Annotated in this window: 15 protein-coding genes and 1 pseudogene; 11 read left to right on the forward strand and 5 right to left on the reverse strand. The window is 64.7% G+C overall.

What is annotated here, in order from left to right; all coding sequences use genetic code 11:
- Positions 1 to 377: 377 nt before the first annotated feature.
- A complete protein-coding gene (gene secA / locus EN824_RS12700; protein ID WP_135932363.1) occupies positions 378 to 3110 on the reverse strand; it encodes a preprotein translocase subunit SecA in 2733 nt (910 codons plus the stop codon).
- A 261-nt stretch (positions 3111 to 3371) separates the two neighbouring features.
- Here secA and EN824_RS12705 point away from each other — a divergent pair, with 261 nt between their 5' ends.
- A complete protein-coding gene (locus EN824_RS12705; RefSeq protein WP_127279460.1) occupies positions 3372 to 4298 on the forward strand; it encodes a peptidylprolyl isomerase in 927 nt (308 codons plus the stop codon).
- Positions 4299 to 4373: 75 nt separating this feature from the next.
- Here the strand turns inward: EN824_RS12705 and EN824_RS12710 are convergent, their stop codons facing one another.
- Together EN824_RS12710 and EN824_RS12715 are read right to left on the reverse strand one after the other, a co-directional pair.
- Entirely contained in the window at positions 4374 to 4973 is a 600-nt protein-coding gene (locus tag EN824_RS12710; RefSeq protein WP_135867528.1) for a TetR/AcrR family transcriptional regulator, read from the reverse strand.
- Between the two features lie 103 nt (positions 4974 to 5076).
- Positions 5077 to 6357, reverse strand: a complete 1281-nt coding sequence (locus EN824_RS12715; RefSeq protein ID WP_245512156.1) for a caspase domain-containing protein — start codon at positions 6355 to 6357, stop codon at positions 5077 to 5079.
- 113 nt (positions 6358 to 6470) lie between these two features.
- On the opposite strand from EN824_RS12715, the gene argJ reads away from it, so the two are divergent.
- The 5 genes from argJ (at position 6471) to EN824_RS12740 (ending at position 9638) form a co-directional block, all read left to right on the forward strand.
- On the forward strand, positions 6471 to 7712 hold the full coding sequence (argJ, locus tag EN824_RS12720) for a bifunctional glutamate N-acetyltransferase/amino-acid acetyltransferase ArgJ (RefSeq protein ID WP_135867527.1): 1242 nt from the start codon (positions 6471 to 6473) through the stop codon (positions 7710 to 7712).
- Between the two features lie 29 nt (positions 7713 to 7741).
- The gene (locus tag EN824_RS12725) at positions 7742 to 8494 is read left to right on the forward strand and encodes a GNAT family N-acetyltransferase (RefSeq protein WP_127872357.1); all 753 of its coding nucleotides are present in this window, start codon (positions 7742 to 7744) and stop codon (positions 8492 to 8494) included.
- A complete protein-coding gene (locus tag EN824_RS12730) occupies positions 8487 to 8909 on the forward strand; it encodes a (deoxy)nucleoside triphosphate pyrophosphohydrolase (protein ID WP_127872284.1) in 423 nt (140 codons plus the stop codon). The genes EN824_RS12725 and EN824_RS12730 overlap by 8 nt, the downstream gene beginning before the upstream one ends.
- 124 nt (positions 8910 to 9033) lie before the next feature.
- Positions 9034 to 9348: a hypothetical protein gene (locus EN824_RS12735; RefSeq protein ID WP_127872285.1), complete on the forward strand. Its 315-nt coding sequence runs from the start codon at positions 9034 to 9036 to the stop codon at positions 9346 to 9348.
- 110 nt (positions 9349 to 9458) lie between these two features.
- Positions 9459 to 9638 (forward strand): Flp family type IVb pilin, encoded by a 180-nt coding sequence (locus tag EN824_RS12740; RefSeq protein WP_127280913.1) that lies wholly within the window; start codon positions 9459 to 9461, stop codon positions 9636 to 9638.
- Between the two features lie 14 nt (positions 9639 to 9652).
- Here EN824_RS12740 and EN824_RS12745 read toward each other — a convergent pair whose 3' ends face one another.
- Positions 9653 to 10525 (reverse strand): methyltransferase domain-containing protein, encoded by an 873-nt coding sequence (locus EN824_RS12745; RefSeq protein ID WP_127872286.1) that lies wholly within the window; start codon positions 10523 to 10525, stop codon positions 9653 to 9655.
- 65 nt (positions 10526 to 10590) lie between these two features.
- Between EN824_RS12745 and EN824_RS12750 the strand changes: the two are divergent.
- The 4 genes and pseudogenes from EN824_RS12750 to EN824_RS12765 all read left to right on the forward strand — a co-directional run bounded on the left by EN824_RS12750 (position 10591) and on the right by EN824_RS12765 (position 12994).
- Positions 10591 to 11401, forward strand: a pseudogene (locus tag EN824_RS12750) (ComF family protein).
- Between the two features lie 25 nt (positions 11402 to 11426).
- A complete protein-coding gene (gene grxC / locus EN824_RS12755; RefSeq protein WP_127280365.1) occupies positions 11427 to 11696 on the forward strand; it encodes a glutaredoxin 3 in 270 nt (89 codons plus the stop codon).
- Positions 11697 to 11705: 9 nt separating this feature from the next.
- Positions 11706 to 12572, forward strand: coding sequence for a carbon-nitrogen hydrolase family protein (locus EN824_RS12760; RefSeq protein WP_127872287.1), 867 nt, complete (start codon positions 11706 to 11708; stop codon positions 12570 to 12572).
- Positions 12569 to 12994, forward strand: coding sequence for a DUF1178 family protein (locus EN824_RS12765; RefSeq protein WP_127280367.1), 426 nt, complete (start codon positions 12569 to 12571; stop codon positions 12992 to 12994). The genes EN824_RS12760 and EN824_RS12765 overlap by 4 nt, the downstream gene beginning before the upstream one ends.
- 4 nt (positions 12995 to 12998) lie before the next feature.
- On the opposite strand, the gene EN824_RS12770 is transcribed toward EN824_RS12765, so the two are convergent.
- Entirely contained in the window at positions 12999 to 13484 is a 486-nt protein-coding gene (locus EN824_RS12770) for a MarR family transcriptional regulator (protein WP_135932364.1), read from the reverse strand.
- Positions 13485 to 13580: 96 nt separating this feature from the next.
- On the opposite strand from EN824_RS12770, the gene EN824_RS12775 reads away from it, so the two are divergent.
- Complete coding sequence (locus tag EN824_RS12775; protein WP_127872289.1) at positions 13581 to 14495, forward strand: DMT family transporter; 915 nt, start codon at positions 13581 to 13583, stop codon at positions 14493 to 14495.
- The last annotated feature ends 19 nt before the right edge of the window (positions 14496 to 14514 follow it).

The following is a 14514-nucleotide window of genomic DNA, read 5'->3' on the forward strand; positions in this document are numbered from 1 at the left end:
AACAAACCGTAGCCGCTCGTCCATGATCCCAGTTTCTCGCCAAACCATCGCCGGTCCTCCCGGCGGACAAGAAAACTGTCACCCATGCTATCGGTCCATTCTGTTACCTATCTATCCGGTTCGGACAGCGCCTCCTTCTCCCCGTCACTATACGGGGAGAAGGTGCCGGCAGGCGGATGAGGGGCAGCGCTGGCTTTCGGTGATTTGCGCTGTGGATGCGGGAAGAAGAAAAGCCATCCGCAAAACGAATCGGCTCGCCGGGAGCGGGCCAGGCATTGTTTTTGGTCGCAGACAAACGCCAATCGGCGCCGCCCCTCATCCGGCCCTTCGGGCCACCTTCTCCCCGTATAGGGACGGGGAGAAGGAAGAAGCGTCCGTTACGCAAACGCGCCGTGGCAGTGCTTGTATTTCTTGCCGGAGCCGCAGGGGCAGGCTTCGTTGCGGCCGACCTTGCCCCAGGTGGCCTGGTTGTTGGGGTCGCGATCCTCGGGAGCGACGATGGCGTTGCTTTCCTGGCGCACCAGAAGAGCCGTTTCGCCGCCGTCAAAATCATTCTCGCCGGTGGTGCCGTCAATATGCGTGCCGAACATGTCGGGGGCTTCCGGCGGCGGGGCTTCGGCGGCCTGGCGGACCAGTTCGACGCGCATCAGCTGCGCGGTGACGGCCTGGCGCAGATTGCCCAGCATCGCCTGGAACAGCTCGAACGCCTCGCCCTTGTATTCCTGCAGCGGATCGCGCTGGGCGTAGCCGCGGAAGCCGACGACCGAGCGCAGGTGATCGAGATTGACGATGTGCTCGCGCCACAAATGGTCGAGCGTCTGCAGCACCACGGAGCGCTCGACATAGGTCATCACCTCGGGGCCGAAACGGTCGGCGCGTTCTTGTGCCGCGGCTTCGGCGGCTTGAGAGATGCGCTCGCGGATGTCGTCCTCGGCGATGCCTTCTTCCTTCACCCAGTCCTCGATCGGCAGGTCGAGATTGAGGAATTCGGCGACCTCGGCCTTCAGGCCCGCGACGTCCCACTGTTCGGCATAGGCGTTTTCGGGAATGGCCTTGGCGACGATCTCGTCGATGACGCCTTCGCGCATCTCGGCAATGGTTTCCGAAAGGCCTTCGCCGTCCATCAGCTCGATGCGCTGCTCGAACACCACCCTGCGCTGGTCGTTGGAGACGTCGTCATATTTCAACAGGTTCTTGCGGATGTCGAAGTTGCGGGCCTCGACCTTCTTCTGCGCCTTTTCCAGCGCCTTGTTGATCCAAGGATGGATGATGGCCTCGTCTTCCTTGAGGCCGAGCTTCTGCAGCATGCCGTCCATGCGCTCGGAGCCGAAGATGCGCATCAGATCGTCCTGCAGCGACAGGAAGAATTTCGAGCGGCCCGGGTCGCCCTGGCGGCCGGAACGGCCTCTGAGCTGATTGTCGATGCGGCGTGACTCATGGCGCTCGGTGGCGAGCACGTAGAGGCCGCCGGCGGCCAGCGCCTTTTCCTTCAGGCGCTCGATGTCGGCATAAATCTCCTTTTCGCGCGCCTCGCGCTCGGGACCCTCCGGCATGTCGCCCAGTTCGTCGGCGATGCGCATCTCGGCATTGCCGCCGAGCTTGATGTCGGTGCCGCGGCCGGCCATGTTAGTGGCGATGGTGATGGCGCCGGGCTTGCCGGCCTGGGCGACGATCGCCGCCTCGCGCTCGTGGTGGCGGGCGTTCAGCACTTCGAAATCCTTGAAGCCTTCCTTGCGCAGGCGCTCGGCCAACTGCTCGGACTTTTCGATCGAGGTGGTGCCGACCAACGTCGGCTGGCCCTTGGCGCTGGCTTCGCGGATCTCCCTGACGATCGCCTTGTACTTCTCCTCGACCGTCCGGTAGACCTCGTCGTCCTCGTCCTTGCGGATAACGGGCAGGTTGGTCGGGATCTCGGTGACCTCGAGGCCGTAGATGTTGCCGAATTCCTCGGCTTCGGTCAGCGCCGTGCCGGTCATGCCGGAAAGCTTCTTGTAGAGGCGGAAGTAGTTCTGGAAGGTGACGGAGGCCAGCGTCTGGTTCTCCGGCTGGATCGCCACATGTTCCTTGGCTTCGAGCGCCTGGTGCAGGCCTTCCGAATAGCGGCGGCCGGGCATCATGCGGCCGGTGAACTCGTCGATGATGACGATCTCGCCGTTGCGCACGATGTAGTCCTTGTCGCGCTGGAACAGCCGGTGCGCCTTCAGCGCGTTGTTGACGTGATGGACGATGGCGACGTTCTCGACGTCGTACAGCGACTCGCCCTTGAGCAGGTCGGCATCGCGCAGCATACTCTCGAGCTTCTCGGTGCCTTCCTCGGTGAAGATCGAGGTCTTCTGCTTCTCATCGATCTCGTAATCCTGCGGCTGCAGCTTGATGATGAAGGTGTCGATGGTGTTGTACATTTCCGAACGGTCCTCTAGCGGACCGGAAATGATCAGCGGCGTGCGCGCCTCGTCGACCAGGATGGAATCGACCTCGTCGACGATCGCGTAATTGTGACCGCGCTGCACCATCTGGGCGCGCTCGTACTTCATGTTGTCGCGCAGATAGTCGAAGCCGAGCTCGTTGTTGGTGGCGTAGGTGACGTCGGAGGCGTAGGCGACGCGACGCTCCTCGTCCGACAGGCCGTGGACGATGACGCCGACCGACAGGCCGAGGAATTTGTAGACGCGGCCCATCCATTCGGAGTCGCGGGTGGCGAGGTAGTCGTTGACGGTGACGACATGGACGCCGTTGCCGGCGAGTGCATTGAGATAGACCGGCAGCGTCGCGACCAGGGTCTTGCCCTCGCCGGTGCGCATCTCGGCAATGCCGCCATTGTGCAGCACCATGCCGCCGATCAGCTGGACGTCGAAGGGACGCATGCCAAGCACACGGCGCGCCGCCTCGCGGGCGGTCGCGAAGGCTGGGATCAGCAGATCGTCAAGGCTGGCGCCGTTGGCGATGTCCTGGCGGAATTTTTCCGTGCGGCCGGCAAGCTCGGCGTCGGAGAGCGCCCGCATCTCGTTTTCCATGGCGTTGATCGCCTCGACACGGGGGCGGGTCGATTTGACCCGACGGTCGTTGGAGGAACCGAAAACCTTACGGGCGAGACCGCCGAGACTGACCATCCAATGGTCCTTTCGATAGAATTCTCAATCTTGAGACAGGCGCCGGCCGGCCCCATCACATCCACGTGAACGCACCGCTTGAATGCGGGCAAACACAAAAAGCGCCCGGAAAACGGTTCTGGACGCCAAGTCGATGGACAGATAAGAGGGGGCTCAACTGATGTCAACGCCGCGCTGGCCCTGCCGGTCGCGCCAAATTCCGCCATAATCTGGCTGATCTGGAAGCCGCCCTCCTTACAATCCCTCACCGGAGTCATTCTTATGTCCTTGTTGTTCAGCCGTGCGTCGCTTGCCAGCCTTGGCCTGGCCCTCGGCCTGTCGGCTCTTTGCCTGTCGCCATCGATGGCGCAGGAGACCGCTCCCGCACCGGCCGCCCCGGCGGATGCGGCCGCACCGGCCGCGGCGCCGGTCGATCCGAACACCGTGATCGCCACCGTCAACGGCCAGCCCTTGACCGAAGCCGATCTGATGCTTGCCGAGGGCGAGCTGTCGCAGCAGTTCGCGCAGTTGCCGCCTGAACAGCGCCGCGCCGCCGCCCTTTCGGCGGCGATCGAAATCCGTGTCATGGCCGCCAAGGCCGTTACCGACGGTCTTGACAAGGATCCCGATTTCCAGCGCCGCATGGCCTTCCTGCAGCAGCGCGCGCTGCATGGCGAGATGGTCGAAAAGGGCGTCGTCGACAAGGTCACCGATGCCGAGGTTCGCGCCCGCTACGACCAGGAAATCGCCAACACCCCGCCGGTCAACGAGGTGCATGCCCGTCACATCCTCGTGAAGACCAAGGAAGAGGCCGAGGCGATCATCAAGCAGCTCGACGGCGGCGCCGACTTCCAGAAGCTCGCCAACGAACACACCTCGGATCCGAGCGGCAAGTCCAATGGCGGCGACCTCGGCTGGTTCGGGCCTGGCCAGATGGTGCCGGAGTTCGACAAGGCGGCCTTCGCGCTCGATGTCGGCAAGTACACCGAGCAGCCGGTGCAGTCGCAGTTTGGCTGGCACGTCATCAAGCTCGAGGACAAGCGCGCCAAGCAGCCGCCGGCCTTCGACGAGGTCAAGGACCAGGCCAAGCAGGCCGTCATCCGCGACAAGTATTTCGCGCTGGTCAAATCGCTGCGCGCCGGTGCCAAGGTCGAGATCCCCGACGCCAACCTCAAGAAGGCCGTCGATACGCTGGAAAGCGCCAAGTAAGCCCGAACAGCTTCGAAAAGGGCGCGGCAGCCGGAAGGTGCCGCGCCCTTTTTGTTGGCACGTGCCAGCGGGCGCCTATCTGCCGGGCGCTGCTATGCCTTGCAGGAGATAGCGGACCACCTTGCGAATCGTCGCCTCGGGCTCGTCGAGCCGGTTGGTCAGGAGATGCCGCCACGCGTAGGAAGCCAGGAGGTCGGCGACCACGGCCGGATCGATATCGCCGGCGATTTCGCCCCTTGCCTTGGCACGTTCGATGATCCGGGTGGTGTGGGCGCGGCGTCCGCTGGCGTAACCGGCAAGAGCCTCGGCCGCGGTCTCATCCGACTGCGCCTCGGCGATCAGCGACCTGAACACGCTTCCCGACGATGTCTCGCGCCAGTGGAAGAACAGGTTCTCCAGGAAGCCGACGAGATCTTCTTCCAGTTTTCCCGTATCGGGAACGTCGACGCGTTTCTGGCGCTGGTAGACTTCCAGCAGCAGCGCCGCCTTGCTCGGCCACCAGCGATAGATGGTCGGCTTGCCGGCCCGGGCGCGCCGCGCCACCGCCTCGATCGAAAAGCCGGCATAGCCGGCCTCGACGAGCACGGCCTCGGCTGCCTCCAGAATGGCGTCCGCACTGTCGGGATTGCGCCGCGCCCCGATCGATCTGCGCGCCGTATCCGCCGCCTCGGCCATTCCTGTCGTCCTCGTTTCAATTCGCCGGCATGATAAGTGATCCGGTGATGAAACGAAACGATCCGTTTTTGGATGCAGAGGCGCCGTCATCAGGCGGTGGTCGTCACATCGGCTGCGACGTCTCGGACACGATGCGCCATCCCTTATCGGTCTTGATCAATTCCAGCGTCACCCGCGCCTTGCCGGCCACGCGCGCCGCCGACTTGTCCTTTGGCGTGTAGTCGTAGCTCATGGCAAAGACGGCCTGGGCGCTGCCCTCGCCGTGCGGTGTAACCTCCAGGCTGCCGGGGTCGAGGCCAAGCGACCAGGAGGCCCATTGCGCGAACCAGTCGCTCTTCACCTTCGCAAGCGTCTCGGCATCGTAAGGCGTGCCGAAGACGGTGACGGATGCGCCATAAAGCCGTCTGACGGCCGCGCGCATGTCCTTGACGTCCGGCGACAGGTAGTCGTCGCGCAGGAACTTCTCGATCGTGCTTTTGTCGTCGCCGACCGAACGCTCGAGCGCAGCCACTTGCGTCGAGGGCGCGGCTGCGGCCGCCGGTTCCGGGGCCTTCACCGGTCCTTTGCCCGGCACGAATTCGAAGCGTTCGAGCAGCGATCCCTGTTCCCACGGTCGCTGGGCCTCGCGGGTTTGCGAAACCACGTCGCGGCGCACCGCGATCATCATGTCGTTGATGCTCTGGCCGGGTTCGGCGATGTGGCGCAGCAGGGCCTTGGCGAAGGGCGAGTTGCGCCCGCTGCCGTCCATGGCGACAGCACCGGGCGCGGTCGAAAAAGCGATGAAGGAACCGCGCGTCGAATCGAACTGCGCCAGACCCGCCAGCGCCGTCGCCGAGCGGGTGGTGGCGGTGCGGCTCAGGCTGCGGGCAAACGGGTTGTTGCGGCAGGCATCGAGGAAGACCAGGCTGACCTTGGTCTGCTGTTCCATGATGTCGAGGACTTCGTCGATCGGCACGGCTTCGAGCTGCAGCTTCACCGGCATGTCGAGCCTGGCGTCGACCGGCACGATGTAATTGCGGCCGTCGACCTGAAGGCCGTGGCCGGCATAGTAGAAAAGCCCGACGCCGGCACCTTCGAGCGCATCGGAGAACTCGCCGATGCTGTGTTCAAGCTCGCGCTTGCCGAGGTCGTTGCCTTCGATGACCTCGAAGCCGATGGAACGCAGCTTGTCGGCGATGTCGAGCGCGTCGTTGACCGGATTGGCCAGCGTGCCGGCCTCGGCATAGGTACCGTTGCCGATGACGAGCGCGACGCGCCGCCCCGGCTCGGCGTCGGCGCGCAGCAGCAGAAGTCCGAGAAATGCCCAAGCGAGGATCGCAAGCCTGCCCATGGGGAAGATCATAGCGCCACGGACCCCGGCGATGCCAACGGATTTGAAATGCAAGCTTAATCCTGACCGGGTTTGTCCCTGGCCGGAGTGACGAAAACGCGCTTGCGCCCGCGCGCCGTATCGGGCAAACCGGCCTTCCCCTTGCGATTTTCCCGCCCGAGGTCTCCATGTCCACGACGATTTCGCCGCTCGCGCCGAAGAAATACCCCAAAATGCCGGAAATCGAAGGGGTGCGCATCGCCACCGCCGAAGCGGGGATAAAGTACAAGAACCGCACCGACCTGCTGGCCATGGTGTTCGACGCCGGTACTGCGGTCGCCGGCGTGTTCACCAAGTCGAAATGCCCCTCGGCGCCGGTCGATTTCTGCCGCCAGAACCTTGGCGCCGGCCAGGCGCGGGTGCTGGTCGTCAATTCCGGCAACGCCAACGCCTTCACCGGCAAGAAAGGCCGCGAGTCCACCGCGATGACGGGCGAAGCGGCGGCGAAGGCCGCGGGCTGCACGCCAGGCGAGGTTTTCCTGGCTTCGACCGGCGTCATCGGCGAGCCGCTCGACACATCCAAGTTCAGCCATCTGCTCGCCGGGCTGGTCAGCGATGGCAAGCCGAACCTGTGGACCGAGGCTGCAAGGGCCATCATGACCACGGACACCTATCCGAAAGTGGCGACGCAGACGGTGAAGCTCGGCGACGCAGATGTCACCATCAACGGCATTTCCAAGGGTGCCGGCATGATCGCGCCAGACATGGCGACGATGCTCTCCTTCATCGCCACCGACGCGCCGATCGCGGCACCGGTCCTGCAGGACCTTTTGTCGCGCGGCACTGCCAAGACATTCAACGCGGTGACCGTCGACAGCGACACCTCGACCAGCGACACGCTGTTGTTGTTCGCCACCGGCAAGGCGGCAAAGCGCGGCGCGCCTGAAATCACCGATCCCAGGGATGCCCGTCTTGGTCAGTTCCGCCGGGCGCTCGGCAGGGTGCTGAAGTCGCTGGCGCTGCAAGTGGTGCGTGACGGCGAGGGCGCGCGCAAGCAGGTCGAGGTCACCGTCACCGGGGCCAAGTCGGCCCGCTCGGCCAAGCGCATCGCGCTGTCGATCGCCAATTCGCCGCTGGTCAAGACGGCGGTCGCCGGCGAGGACGCCAATTGGGGCCGCGTCGTCATGGCCGTCGGCAAGGCCGGCGAGCCCGCCGACCGCGACCGGCTGTCGATCTGGTTCGGCGACAACCGGCTGGCGCATGAGGGCGAGCGCGACCCGGCCTACTCGGAGGAAGCGACCTCGGCCTACATGAAGCGCGATGACATCCGCATCCGCGCCGATATCGGCATCGGCCGCGGCAAGGCGACGGTGTGGACCTGCGATCTCACCAAGGAATATGTCGCCATCAACGGCGACTACCGGAGCTGATCGCGTTGGTTTCGCGTCATCCGGCAAGCATGCTCGCGACCGTGCGCCGCTACGAGGCGGCTGGCTTTCGCGCCTGGCCCGCGGCCGCCGTCCATTATGACGGCACGTGGGTGGTGCGCCTGACCGCGGGACATCCGGCCAAGCGGCTGAACTCGGTCAATCCGCTCGATCCCGGCGACATCCAGCACATCGCCGACCGCATTGGCCGCGCCAGCCGCCGCTTCGACGCCTATGGCCGGCCATTGACGTTCCGCATGTCGCCACTGTCGGGCCCCGATCTTGCCGGCCATCTCGACAAGGAAGGCTGGAGCCGGTTCGACGAATCGCTCGTCATGCGGCTGCAGTTGGCGGACGCGCGGCTCGACGACGCCATGGACCAGATTCCGCTCAAGGACATCAGCCGCTTCATCGGAGCATTGCTCAAGGTCAGCGGCTCGGACATATCGCTGCGGCCGGGCCTGTCGGAGATCATCGGCGCTATCCAGCCCGAAGCCGGGCTGTTCGCGCTCGAGGATGGGGCGGAGCCGCTGGCGACGTTGATCTGCGTGCATGACGGCGATCTTGCCGGCCTGTTCGAGGTCGCCACCGACAAGGCGGCGCGCAACAAGGGGCACGGCCGCAACCTGATCCTGTCGGCGTTGAAATGGGCGCGGCTGCGCGGCGCGCGGGAGGCCTGGCTGCAGGTCGAGGCCGGCAACGCGCCGGCGCTGGCGCTCTACCGCGCGCTCGGCTTCGAGGAAGTCTACCGCTACCACTACCGCCGGCCGCCCGGCCATGAATGATCTGACATCCGGCGGCAAGCGCCTGCTCCTGGTCGCCGCTTGCGCGCTGGTCGACGCCGATGGCCGCGTGCTGCTGGCGCAGCGTCCGCAAGGCAAGCAGCTTGCCGGCCTGTGGGAGTTTCCCGGCGGCAAGGTCGAGCCCGGCGAGACGCCGGAACAATGCCTCATCCGTGAACTGCATGAGGAGATCGGCATCGAAACCGAAATCCCATGCCTGGCGCCACTGACCTTTGCCAGCCATTCCTACGACGACTTCCATCTCTTGATGCCGCTGTTTGTCTGCCGCCGCTTCCGCGGCATCGCCCAGCCGAGGGAAGGGCAGGCGCTGAAATGGGTGCGGCCGAAACAGATGCGCGACTATCCGATGCCGCCGGCCGATGCGCCGTTGATCCCGTTCCTGATCGATCTCCTCTGACGATCGAGAGCTGATGGACCGCGGTCCATATCAGCCAGCGTTAATGGAAGATTTATCTCATCATGAAAAATTGATGCATGGCCGTTTTTCGCGTGGCCGCCACAAATTCGCTGGGGAGCGAGGAATGAGCCTGGACAGGGAGTGGGATTCGATCCGGCCCGAGCGCGGTTTTCGTGCCGCCGATGCCGGCATGGGCGTCCTGCGGATCGCGCTGCTGTTCGGGTCGGCCGCGGTGGCGCTGGCGCTGATCGCGACCCCTTTCCTCGACAGCCAGACGCGTTCGCAAACGGCCCGCGATGGTTTCCCCGGCCTCGACATGACGGCTACCGGTTCGATCAGCCACCGCAGCACGTATACAGTGCGCCGCAGCGTGCTGCAGGCCGAACCCGGTGGGGTCTGCATTATCCGCTCCGATGGCAAAAGCAGCGGCGACTGCTGACAAGGTTAAGGCATTGCCGAAAGGCGGCGATTTCATCCCCTGTTAAGCCTTTGCCGTTAACCTTTCTTAACAGATCGGCCGTAAGATCGTGGCAAGGGGGAAATGAGGTGATGAAAACAGTGCTGCTGCGCTTTCTGAAGGACGAAAACGGCGCCACGGCCGTCGAATACGGCCTGATTGTCTGCGTACTGTCGCTGACCATCATCGGCGGTATCGGCCAGGTCTTCAACTCGATCACCTGGCTGTTCAGCGACAACGGCAGCAGGCTTGCGAACGCTTTCGCGCACTAGAGCCTGCGAACAGGTCAATGCCCTTCAGGCCCCTCCAGTATAGTCTTTAGCGAAACCTTGGCCGAACCGGGCTTCAGCGGCTTTTGCTGCGACGCGTCGGGCGCCCAGCCGGACATCCAGACAATCGAAAAGCTTGCCCTGACGCGACCGTCGGGGTCGGAGAAGCGTTCGGCGTAGATTTCCGCGGCGCGGGCAAACAGCCTGCGCGAGCCCGGCCGCCGGCTGCGGTCGGCAAGCGCGCTGGTTTCGCCCATGGCGCGCAGGTCGGCCATAAGCGCAAACAGGTTGGCATAGCGCACCGTCACCGTCTCGACGTCGGCGACCGGCAACGCGAAACCGGCGCGCTGCAGCAGTGCGCCGGCGTCGCGCACATCGGTGAACGGGATGACGCGCGGGCTGGCGCCACCGTAGATATCGGTCTCCGCGGCAAGCAGGCTTTCGCGCAGTTCCGACAGGGTGCCGGCGCCCGCGAAGGCGCCGAGGAAAAGTCCGTCCGGCCGCAGGGCGCGGCGGATCTGGATCAGCATGCCCGGGATGTCGTTCATGGTTTGCAGCGACAAAAGCGACACCACCAGATCGAGCCTCTGCGGTTCGAACGGCACGGTCTCGAGCGGCGCAATCAGGCCGGCGGCACCATTCAGGAAAGCCGCGTCCGTCTCGACACGGGCGATATCGGCTACCTTGCCGCTCTGCGCAAGGACGTCGGCCGCGGCCGAGGTCTGGCAAAACAGCACCGCCGCCTTGGCGAACCTGCGCTCGACGGCACCCAGCCGGTCGGCAAGATCCTCGGCGGCGCGATGCATGAGGAAGTCGGCACCGTCAACCGGATGGATGAGCGCGCGCCGCTTGTGCGCCAGCCACAGAGAGGTATCCATTAAAGGCTGCAAGGGATGGTCCTTGTATGTCCGCGCCCTGATATGGTTCGTATGGTGGGCGACGAGAAACCAACCACGTGGCCGATCCGATGCCCAAGATCAAGTCCGACGAGATCAGGAAGCTGGCCGGGTCGGCAGCCCGGTCGGCTCTGGGCTGGCCGGCGCATCCTGTTTCCGCCGGTCTGCGCCGGTTGCCGCCGGCAAGTCTCGCAGCCCGGTGTGCTGTGCGGCGCCTGCTGGCCGAAGCTGCGGCTGTTGGAGCGGCCCTGGTGCCCGGTGATGGGCACGCCGTTCACCCATCACATGGGGGATGGTTTTCTGTCGGCGGAGGCGATCGCCGATCCGCCGCCCTTCGAACGGGCGCGGGCAGCGGTCGCCTATTCCGGCGTGGCCCGCCAGATGGTGCAAGGGCTGAAATACCAGGACCGCACCGATCTCGCTCCCTGGATGGCGCGCTGGATGGTTCGCGTGGGCGCCGACCTTATCGCCGACGCGGATGTGGTGGTGCCTGTGCCGCTGCATTGGCGCCGTTTTTTCAGGCGGCGGTTCAACCAGTCGGCGGAACTGGCGCGCGCGGTTTGCGAGCTCAGCGGGCTGTCTTTCGCGCCTTCCGCCATGCGTCGTGTCAAACTCACCCGCCAGCAGGTCGGGCTGGAGCGGCAGGAGCGCGAGGAGAACGTGCGCGCCGCCTTTCGCGTGCCCGCCGAGGCGGAGATTGAGATTGCAGGCCGCAGGGTGCTTCTGATCGATGATGTCTACACCACCGGCGCCACCGTGCGTGCCGCCACCAAGGCGCTGAAAAAGGGAGGCGCTGCCGCCGTCGACGTGCTGACCTTTGCCCGCGTGTTGCCTGGGGACTTCCGGGCGGACGAGTCCACGACTATATAAGTCGGCAACGGAAACGGAATTCGTCATGGTCGATGTCACGATCTATACGCGCATGATGTGCGGCTACTGCACGGCGGCCAAGCGGCTGCTGGAGCGCAAGGGTGTCGCCTATACCGAGCACGACGCCTCGTTTTCGCCGGAGCTGCGCCAGGAAATGATGTCGCGCGCTCACGGCCGCACGACCTTTCCGCAGATTTTCATCGGCGACACGCATGTCGGCGGCTGCGACGACCTCCATGATCTGGAGGCGGAGGGCCGACTGGACAAACTGCTCGCCAACGGCTCGTCGATTTGAGGTGTGACAATGGGTGCTTTCAAGGCAGCGGCAATCCAGATGCGTTCGGGCGAGAGCCCCGAGCGCAATGCGGTCGATCTCGAACGATTGGTGCGTGAGGCCGCGGCCCAAGGTGCGACCTACATCCAGACGCCGGAAATGACCGGAGCGCTGATCCGCGACAGGCAAGCGCGCGCCGCTTCCTTCACCTCCGAAGACAAGGACATCATCGTCGCGACCGCGCGCGGGCTGGCGCGCGAACTCGGCGTGTTCCTGCATATCGGCTCGACCGCTATCCTGCGCGCCGACGGCAAGCTCGCCAACCGCGCGCTCCTGTTCGGCCCCGATGGCGTGACGCTCGCCAGCTACGACAAGATCCACATGTTCGACGTCGATCTCGACAATGGCGAGAGCTGGCGTGAATCGGCCGCCTACGAGCCTGGCACGGAGGCCGTCGTCACCGGGGTCGGCGGCGCGAAGCTCGGCTTCGCCGTCTGCTACGACCTGCGCTTTCCGCAACTGTTCCGCGCCGAGGCGATGGCCGGCGCCGACCTGCTTTCCGTGCCTGCCGCCTTCACCCGCCAGACCGGCGAGGCGCATTGGCACGTGTTGCTCAGGGCACGCGCCATCGAGAACGGCGCCTTCGTCGTTGCCGCCGCGCAAGGTGGCCTGCACGAGGATGGCCGCGAGACCTATGGGCATTCTCTGATCGTCGATCCCTGGGGCCGCATCATCGCGGAAGCCGCGCATGACGAGCCTGGGGTGATCGTCGCCGAGATCGACCCGGCGCAATCGCTTGCGGCGCGCAAGAAGATCCCCAATTTGAAGAATGCGCGGGATTTCACAATCAATGCCGGCGAGGTTGACGCGCCACGTCTCAGGGGTGCCGCCTCTTGATCCGCTTTTCCCTGATCTGCGAAAACGAGCACGAGTTCGAGGGCTGGTTTCGCAGCAATGACGATTTCGACACCCAGAAGAAGCGCGGCTTCGTCGATTGCCCCAGCTGCGGTTCGCACAAGGTCGAGAAAGCGCTGATGGCGCCCGCCGTGTCCACGGCCCGCAAGCAGGAAACCATAGCGCTTGCCATGGGCGAGGCGCAGAAGCAGGCGCTGGCGCAACTGAAGGCGATGGCCGAGAAAGTGCGCGAGAACGCCGACTATGTCGGCGACAAGTTCGCCGAGGAAGCGCGAAAGATCCACTTCGGCGAAACCGATGCGCGCGGCATCTATGGCGAGGCGACGCTGGAAGAGGCCAAGGGCCTTGCCGAGGACGGCGTCGATTTCATGCCGATTCCAGTGTTTCCGGACGACCGGAACTGAGCACTTAGCTCACGCTGCTGATCAGTTTTTCCAGCAGACGCGAAAGTGTTTCTCTTTCGGTCAGCGTCAGGCCGGACAGGATCTGATGCTCGTTCGCCACATGGGCGGTGACAGCCTCGTCGATCAGCGCAAGGCCCTTGTCGCTCAGCCGCACGATGATGCCGCGCCGGTCGTTGGGGTGTGGCGCGCGCTGGATCAGGCCGGATGTTTCGAGCCGATCCAGTCTGTTGGTCATGGCCCCGGAGGTCACCATCGTCGCCTCGTAAAGCGCCGTCGGCGTCAGCGCGTAAGGCGAGCCTGAGCGGCGCAGCGTCGCCAGCACATCGAACTCTCCCGCCTGCAATCCGAAACGGGCAAAGAGCGGCGCAAGGCGGTCGCGGGCGATCAGCGAGGAGACCTCATTCAAGCGCCCGATCACGGCCATCGGTGATACGTCTAGGTCCGGCCGCTCCCGCTTCCACTGCTCGACGGCTTTCCCTGCACGGTCCATCTATCTCACCGTAATGTATCTTGACGTTAAGAATCTTTCCATTATCTTATCCCAAGATGCAATGCCGGCCAAGAGCCGTGCGGACAGGGATCGATCATGAAACTTCTCTGGGATTCGGCGCTCGGCCTGCTGATCGTCACCGGGGGGCTGCTTGGCCTGACGCTGCCTTTCGGCAAGCTCGCCACGGCGGCCGGCGTGCCGGCCATGGTCTGGGCCTTCGTCATCTCGCTCGGCGCCGGCGGCGTGCTTCTCGTCGTATTGCTGCTGCGCGGCCAGCGCATCCGGCTCACGGCGCACAAGCTTCGCTATTTCTTCGTCACCGCCGCAGTGTCTTATGCCGTGCCAAACCTTTTGATGTTCTCGGCCATACCGCATCTGGGCGCCGGCTACACCGGCATCATGTTCACGCTGTCGCCCGTCGTCACGCTGGTGTTGTCGATCCTGCTCGGCGTGCGGCGGCCCAACATGCTGGCCATATCAGGCATCGCCGTCGGTTTCGTCGGCGCGGTCATGGTGGCGGTGACGCGTGGCGAGGCCGGCCAGCCGGCCGATGTCTTCTGGGTCATCATGGGCCTGCTCATTCCCGTCAGCCTTGCCGCCGGCAACATCTATCGCACCATCGACTGGCCGGAAGGAACCGGTCCTATCGAACTCGCGGTCGGCAGCCATCTGGCGTCCGCGGCGATGCTGCTCGTCGGCATCCTGACCTTGCTTGGAGGCAAGGCCTTCGCCCAGCTCGGCACCGTGCCGCTCATCGTCGTGGCACAGATGGCCTCGGCATCGGCGATGTTTGCTTTCTTCTTCCGGCTGCAGGCGGTGGGCGGCCCGGTCTATCTCAGCCAGATCGGCTATGTCGCTGCGGCCGTTGGGCTGTTTGCCGGTACGATCTTCCTTGGCGAGCACTATCAACTGCTGACCTGGGTCGGCGCGGTCATCATCACCGCCGGCGTGTTCATCACCACCAAGGCGCAGAGCCAGACCGCTACGAGGGCGCAGAGCCAGGCCGCCTAAGTTTCTTTAGCCCCGCCGC

Source organism: Mesorhizobium sp. M8A.F.Ca.ET.181.01.1.1, from assembly GCF_004792025.1.
Taxonomy (GTDB): Bacteria; Pseudomonadota; Alphaproteobacteria; order Rhizobiales; family Rhizobiaceae; genus Mesorhizobium.